The organism is Stenotrophomonas maltophilia group sp. Smal32, assembly GCF_030237085.1.
GTDB lineage: Bacteria > Pseudomonadota > Gammaproteobacteria > Xanthomonadales > Xanthomonadaceae > Stenotrophomonas > Stenotrophomonas maltophilia_Q.
This window is the reverse complement of record NZ_JASJSI010000162.1, coordinates 1-7,173: the sequence shown is the minus strand read 5'-3', so window position 1 is coordinate 7,173 and position 7,173 is coordinate 1. Positions and strand designations below refer to the sequence as shown.

The window sequence follows — 7,173 nt, the reverse complement described above, 5'->3', positions numbered from 1 at the left end:
TAGGTTTGCTTCGCACTTAAAGCCCACTCACCGTTGGGGGATGGGTGGCGGGTTGGGCGTGTGCCGTGAGGTGCGCACAGGGCATGTGCGGGGTTGGGCGTCCTCCCCAACCCGCCCGAGGCATGCCCCGCCCCCCCCCCGCCCCCCCCCCCCCCCCCCCCCCCACCCCGCCTTCGACAGTTCTCTGCGATCTGATGGTGGGTGTCGACCTTGGTCGACACACCAGGTCAGAGACCCTGCATCAATGCCATCTGCGCAGAGTGCGGGGCTTCGTCGTGGGCCGGCGCACGCTTGTGGTAGATGCCGTCGGCATCCAGTTCCCAGGCGTTGAGGTTGTCGTCCAGATAGTTCTGCAGGACTTCGCGGTAGACGCGCTTGGCCAGCTCCGGGTCCAGGATCGGGAAGCAGGTTTCCACCCGGCGCAGCAGGTTGCGTTCCAGCCAGTCGGCGCTGGCGCAGTACATCTCCGGTGCGCCGTCGTTGCCGAACCAGTAGACGCGGCTGTGCTCCAGGAAGCGGCCGACGATCGAACGCACGCGGATGTTGTCCGAGATGCCCGCTACGCCCGGGCGCAGGGTGCAGGCGCCGCGGATGATCAGGTCGATCTGCACGCCCGCCTGCGAAGCGGCGTACAGCGCGCGCACCACCTGCGGTTCGTTCAGAGCGTTCATCTTGGCGATGATCCGCGCCGGGCGGCCGGCGGCGGCGATGCGCGTTTCGCGCTCGATGCGGCCGAGGATGCCGGTGTGCAGGGTGAAGGGCGACTGCAGCAGGCGCTTGAGCTTCATCTTCGACGCCAGCCCGGACAGCTGCTGGAACAGCAGGTGCACGTCGTTGCCGATGTCCGCATCGGCGGTGATCAGGCTGATGTCGGTGTACGCGCGGGCGGTGCCGCTGTGGTAGTTGCCGGTGCCCAGGTGCACGTAGCGGCGCAGCTTGCGGCCCTCGCGGCGCACGATCAGCAGCATCTTGGCGTGGGTCTTGTAGCCGACCACGCCGTACACCACCTGCACGCCGGCCTCCTGCAGGCGATCGGCCAGGCCCAGGTTGGCCTCCTCGTCGAAGCGCGCGCGCAGCTCGACCACCACGGTCACGTCCTTGCCGTTGCGTGCGGCCTGGATCAGCGCGTCGACAATGAGCGAGTCCTTGCCGGTGCGGTACAGGGTCTGCTTGATCGCCAGCACGTTGGGATCGACCGCCGCCTGCCGGATCAGGTCCAGCACCGCGGTGAAGGCATCGAACGGGTGGTGCAGCAGCAGGTCCTGGCGCGAGGCTGTCTCGAAGATGCCGTCGCTGTCGCGCAGTGTGCGCGGGGTCATCGGCGGGTACTTCAGGTCCGGCTGTGCGATCAGGTCGTACAGCTGGATGATGCGGTTGAGGTTGACCGGGCCGTCGATGCGGTACACCGCGTTCTCGGTCAGGCCGAAGTTCTGCAGCAGGGTGCGCACGATCTCGCGCGGCATGTCCTGCGCGATTTCCAGCCGCACCGCCGGCCGGTAGCCGCGATCGACCAGTTCGTCGCGCAGTGCCAGCGCCAGGTTCTCCACTTCCTCCTCGTCCACCACCAGCTCGGAATTGCGGGTAACGCGGAACTGGTAGGCACCCTGGACTTCCATGCCCGGGAACAGCTCATCGACGAAGGTGGACAGCACCGACGACAGGAACACGAAGTTCTGCGATCCGCCGAGCTTCTCCGGCAGCTGGATGATGCGCGGCAGCGAGCGCGGCGCACGCACGATGGCCAGATGGCCGGCGCGGCCGAACGCGTCGGTGCCCTTCAGCACCACCACGATGTTCAGCGACTTGTTGAGGATCTTCGGGAACGGGTGCACCGGGTCCAGGCCCAGCGGCGACAGCACCGGCATGATCTCGTTGCGGAAGTACGCGCGCAGCCAGCGCTTCTGGCGGTGGTTCCACGAATGCCGGCCGAGTACGCCGATGCCGGCCTCCATCAGTGCAGGGCGCAGCGTCTCGTTCCAGCAGCGGTACTGCTGGTCCACCAGTTCGGCGGCACGGTCGTGGATGGCGTTGAGGATGGCCTGCGGGCTCATCCCGTCCGGTGCCGGCGGCAGGCCGAACTCCTGCGCGTGGCGGACGGCGGCGGCACGGATCTCGAAGAACTCGTCCAGGTTGGTGCAGGAGATGCACATGAAACGCAGGCGCTCCAGCAGCGGCACCTGCGGATCCATCGCCTGGGCCAGCACGCGGAAGTTGAAATCCAGCTGCGACAGTTCGCGGTTGATGTAGAGCGCCGGGTCGCGCAACGGATCGTTGTCCGGGCTCACGGGGAGGGGGAGGGATCCGAGGCTGCTCATGGCGTCATTCTTCGATGGAAGTCAGGGGGGCGGACTCGCGCGGGCGCACGTGGTCGGCATCGAAATGGCAGGAAAACACCGAGCCCTTGCCGACCTCGCTTTCAATCTCCAGCCGCGCGTGGTGCAGGCCGAGGATGTGCTTGACGATGGACAGGCCCAGGCCGGTACCGCCGCTTTCGCGGGAACGGCTGCTGGAGACACGGTAGAAACGTTCGGTCAGGCGCGGCAGGTGGGTCGCCGGGATGCCGTAACCGGAATCGCGCACCGCCAGCACCGCGCCGTCGCCTTCGCGGCGGAATTCCACCGCGATGCGGCCACCGGCCGGGGTATAGCGCACCGCATTGGTCACCAGGTTGGAGAAGGCGCTGTGCAGTTCCTTGGTGGAGCCCTGCAGGTCGACGCCGGCCTGATCGTCGATGCTGATCTGGTGGCGGCCCTGGCTGTGCGCTTCGGCCTCGCGGCGCAGCGTGGCCAGCATCGGCTGCATGGCCACGGTCTCTTCCTCGCTGTGTTCCTGCGATTCCAGCCGCGACAGGGTCAGCAGGTCTTCCACCAGCTGGGCCATGCGCTGGCTCTGCTTGCGCATTTCTTCCAGCATCGGTCCGGTTCCCGGGAAATCCTCCGGGTCCATCATGTCCAGGTAGCCGTGGACCACGGTGAGCGGCGTGCGCAGTTCGTGTGAAACGTTGGCGACGAAGTCGCGGCGCACCTGTTCCAGGCGCAGCAGCTTGCTGACGTCGCGGGCGATCAGCAGCCAGTAGTCCGACGAATAGGGGATCAGGCGCAGGTTCAGGCGGATCGCCGGATCGACCGGCGAGGGCACGTCCAGGATCGGCTCGGCATTGCGGCCGCCGGCCAGCCAGTGGGCAAGCGGCATCGGCTGCAGGCGTTCGACCAGGGCCTCGCCGAGGTCGCCCGGATGATGCAGGCCGAGCAGGGCGGTGGCCGCTTCGTTGAACCACTGCACGCGCTGGCTGTTGCGGTCCAGCACCACCACGGCGTCGGGCAGCGCGGCGGCGGCGGCGCGGTAGCTGCGCAGCATGTCGAGCAGGCGGCGCTTGCGGACGCGCATTTCCACCTGGTTGCGGTACAGCAGGCGGTCCAGCTCGTTCCAGACGCCGGTGCCTTCCTCGGCGGTGTCCCAGCGCTGGCGCGCGGTCAGCCGGCGCAGCACGCTGCGCAGCCGCCAGTAATGCCAGGCCAGGGTGGCCAGCGCGCCCAGTGCGATGCACAACCACAGGTGACCCGTGAACCACCCCACCAGTCCGGAGAACAGCAGTACCGCGGCAACGGTGGCCAGGGTCTTCAACCAGGCAGAGCGGATGTGGCGGGGCATTGCGATCTCGTCGTTGAGGTGCGGCGGTTCACTGGGGTGAACCGAGGGTTATAGCAGAGTTGCCGGCGCCGGCACCCGCGGGTGCGTGGCGCCGGCACGACGAGACTCAGGTGGCAGTGGAGAAGCGGTAGCCGGCGCCGCGCACGGTCTGCACCATGTTCTCGGCGTTGAACGGTTCCAGCGTCTTGCGCAGGCGGCGGATGTGCACGTCGATGGTGCGCTCCTCCACGTACACGCTGCCGCCCCACACATGGTCCAGCAGCTGGGCGCGGGTGTAGACGCGCTCGGGGTGGGTCATGAAGAAGTGCAGCAGGCGGTATTCGGTCGGGCCGATCGGCACCGGCTGGTCGTTGGCGAACACGCGATGGGCGGCGCCGTCGATGCGGATCGGGCCCACCGCCACGCTGCCGTCTTCGTCGTCCTCGCGGGCGCGGCGCATGACCGCACGGATGCGGGCCAGCAGTTCGCGCGCCGAGAACGGCTTGACCACGTAGTCGTCGACACCGGCTTCCAGGCCACCCACGCGGTCGTTCTCTTCACCGCGGGCGGTCAGCATGATGATCGGCACTTCGCGGGTCAGCGTCTCCTTGCGCCAGCGGCGGGCCAGATCCAGGCCGCTGGTGCCGGGCAGCATCCAGTCCAGCAGGATCAGGTCGGGAACGCGGTCGGCGATCGCGGTCTGGGCCTCGCGGGCGTCGCCGGCGTGGACCGGTTCGTAATCGCCCTTGCGCAGGGCGAAGGCGACCATTTCACGGATCGCGGGCTCGTCATCGACGATCAGGATGCGTTTCTGCACGAGGACACCGTAGGGCTCGGTTACTGGAGTGGTGCCAGTAGACTACGGTTTGATGACATGTTTGTGACTGCCTGGCCGGAACCGGTCGGGATTGCCATCGACCGGTCATGCAGCACTCAGCGGCGGTCCAGGTCCGGGTCCTGCACGCCCTGGCGGCGCAGCTCCAGCACGGTGGGGGTGATCGCCTCGATGCGCGCATCCACCCGCGCCCGGCCCACATAGTCCAGCGCCGGGTTGCGCTTGAGCGCCTGCAGCTGCATCAGCGACTGCTCCGGGCGGCCGCTGAGGAAGGCGGCCTCGGCATAGGCCTCGCTGGCGCGCACGCTGTCACCGGCCAGCTCGCTGGCACGGGCGTATCGCTGCTGGAAGACCGGATCGTTACCACTTTGCGACAGCAGGGGCCGCAGCATGGCCTGTGCGCGCTGGCCGGCCTCGCGGGTGCCCTGTTCGTTCAGGATCTCGGCATAGGTCAGGGCCACGGGCCGGCTGTTGGGGTGCTCGCGCAGCAGCTGCTCGAAACGGGTGTTGGCCTGCGCCCCCAGCCCGGCACGCGATTCGGCCTCGCCCAGGCCCAGTGCCAGCCACAGGTTGTCCGGGCGGGTCTGCAGCAGGCTGGTCAGGGTCTGCCGGGCCTGCGTGGCACCGCTGCGGCCGCCGCGCATGACCGCCAGCGCCTGGCCGTAGCGCTGTGCATCGTTGAGGCCGTCCTTCTGCCGCTTGGCCATATCTGCGTATTCGCGCTCCAGCTCGGCGGTGGAATCGGCGCTCAGCACCCGCAGGCGTTCGCGTGCCCACTCGAAGTCGCCGCTGGCGCCACGGGCCAGCTGGCCGACCGGAATGCGCAGCACGCTGCTGGGCAGCAGGGGGTTGTTTCCGCGCAGCAGCGGCTCGGCCAAGCCCGGGTCGGCCGGATTCACCCGTTCCCTGCGCTCGCCGCTGGGGGTGCTGGTGGTCAGCAGCACCGTGTCCTTCTTCATCTGCTCGGCGCGGGCCTTGGCCTCGCTGATGCGGGTGATGTTGACCGGGTGGGTGCGCAGGAACTCGGGCACGCTGTAGCCGCCCTCGTTGCCGCGCATCGCCGCCGACATGCGCTCGAAGAAGCCGGCCATCGCGTCCACGTCATAGCCGCTGCGCGACAGGGTGCGGATGCCGAGGCGGTCGGCCTCCGATTCGTTGGAGCGGGTGTAGTTGATCTGCCGCTGCTGCATCAGGCCCATGCCCGAGCTGATCGCGGCCATGGTCGCATTGCCCGAGGAGGTGCTGTTGCTGGCCTGGGCAGCCACCACCGCCGCCAGCATGCCCAGCAGGATCGGAATCTGGTCGCGCTGGGCGCGCTCGACCCCGCGCAGCACGTGCTGCTGGGTGACGTGGGCGATTTCGTGGGACAGCACTGCAGCCACCTCGTCCTCGCGTTCGGCGGTCAGCACCAGGCCGGCATTGACCCCGATGTAGCCGCCCAGCGTGGCGAAGGCGTTGATCTGGCGGTCCTTCATCACGAAGAAGGTGTAGGGCTGGCGCGGCTGGTCGCTGTTGGAGCCAAGCCGGGTGCCCATGGTCTGCAACCAGTCGTTCACCAGCGGGTCGTCCAGCAGGTAGCCGTAGTTGCGCAGCTCGCGCAGCATCATCGCGCCGTACTCGGCCTGGCGCGCCGGGGTCAGAAGCTCGCCGGCCGAGGAACCGATGTCGGGCAGCTTCTCCTGGGCCTGGGCCAGCGGCATGGCCAGGGCCAGGGTGACGGCGGTAGTCAGCAGCAGGGCTCGCAAGCAGAAGATCCTCGGGCAGGGCGCGCCAAGCGTGGCAGGGCAGGGGGCAACCATTCGTTAATCCACAGTGTTGCGTCGGTGGCGTGGAAATTCCAGCGCACCGGTACCATATGTAGACCGTCGATCCATCGTGGAGTTTCCCGTGACAGCCCAGACCGCCGGCGGTGCCCCCGCCATCACCATCTATTCCACCGCCGTCTGCCCGTATTGCGTGGCCGCCAAGAACTTCCTGAAGAGCAAGGGCCAGCAGTGGACCGAGGTCCGCATCGACCTGGACCCGGTCGAGCGCGAGAAGATGATGGCGCTGACCCGTCGGACCAGCGTGCCGCAGATCTTCGTGGGTGATGTCCATGTCGGCGGTTACGATGACATGATGGCCCTGCACCGTGAAGGCAAGCTCGAGCCGCTGCTGGCCGGGCAGGGCCAGGCATGAGCGCGGCCGACGACGGCAGCAAGGACCGCATCGCCGAGTTCACCGATTTCCGCAAGCGCATGAACGAGCGCATCCTGGGCGAACCGAACCAGGTGGTGCGGCGCTTCTTCGCACTGGACACGCAGACCTACCAGGCCGGCGCGCTGGACGTGAAGACCAAGGAACTGCTGGGCCTGGTGGCCTCGATGGTGCTGCGCTGCGACGACTGCATCAGCTACCACGTGGCCCAGTGCAAGGACGCCGGGGTGACCCGCGAGGAGTTCTTCGAGACCTTCTCGGTCGGCCTGGTGGTCGGCGGCTCGATCGTGATCCCGCACCTGCGCCGCGCGGTCGACTTCCTCGACCAGCTCGAAGGCGGCGCCGCCGCCCCGGCAGCGCACGAGCACTGAGGGGTAGTGGCGGGGCGGGGGCGGGCCTCCCCCTTAAACTGCGAGCGCGGGGGTGGCGGGCCCCCCGCGCCCCCAACCGCCCCCCCCCGCGGCCGGGCCCCCCCTACAAAAAAAAATACTGCACCAATTTTTTTTTTTATT

Annotated in this window: 6 protein-coding genes; 2 read left to right on the top strand and 4 right to left on the bottom strand. The window is 68.1% G+C overall.

Translation table 11 applies throughout. The features are described 5' to 3' along the window. Window positions 1–227 precede the first annotated feature (227 nt). The 4 genes from ppk1 to QRO91_RS21375 all read right to left on the bottom strand — a co-directional run bounded on the left by ppk1 (window position 228) and on the right by QRO91_RS21375 (window position 6,264). Window positions 228–2,315 carry a polyphosphate kinase 1 gene (ppk1, locus tag QRO91_RS21390; protein WP_197619982.1) on the bottom strand — a complete coding sequence of 696 codons (2,088 nt, stop codon included), beginning with the start codon at window positions 2,313–2,315 and terminating at the stop codon, window positions 228–230. 4 nt (window positions 2,316–2,319) lie between these two features. After that, window positions 2,320–3,651, bottom strand: coding sequence for a phosphate regulon sensor histidine kinase PhoR (gene phoR, locus QRO91_RS21385; RefSeq protein WP_100443773.1), 1,332 nt, complete (start codon window positions 3,649–3,651; stop codon window positions 2,320–2,322). Window positions 3,652–3,757: 106 nt separating this feature from the next. After that, complete coding sequence (phoB, locus tag QRO91_RS21380) at window positions 3,758–4,447, bottom strand: phosphate regulon transcriptional regulator PhoB (RefSeq protein WP_005408258.1); 690 nt, start codon at window positions 4,445–4,447, stop codon at window positions 3,758–3,760. Between the two features lie 116 nt (window positions 4,448–4,563). Further along, complete coding sequence (locus QRO91_RS21375; RefSeq protein WP_197619981.1) at window positions 4,564–6,264, bottom strand: M48 family metalloprotease; 1,701 nt, start codon at window positions 6,262–6,264, stop codon at window positions 4,564–4,566. An 88-nt stretch (window positions 6,265–6,352) separates the two neighbouring features. On the opposite strand from QRO91_RS21375, the gene grxC reads away from it, so the two are divergent. Both grxC and QRO91_RS21365 read left to right on the top strand, forming a co-directional pair. Continuing rightward, the gene (gene grxC / locus QRO91_RS21370) at window positions 6,353–6,643 is read left to right on the top strand and encodes a glutaredoxin 3 (RefSeq protein WP_049400919.1); all 291 of its coding nucleotides are present in this window, start codon (window positions 6,353–6,355) and stop codon (window positions 6,641–6,643) included. After that, complete coding sequence (locus tag QRO91_RS21365; RefSeq protein WP_005408260.1) at window positions 6,640–7,032, top strand: carboxymuconolactone decarboxylase family protein; 393 nt, start codon at window positions 6,640–6,642, stop codon at window positions 7,030–7,032. The genes grxC and QRO91_RS21365 overlap by 4 nt, the downstream gene beginning before the upstream one ends. Window positions 7,033–7,173: the final 141 nt, after the last annotated feature.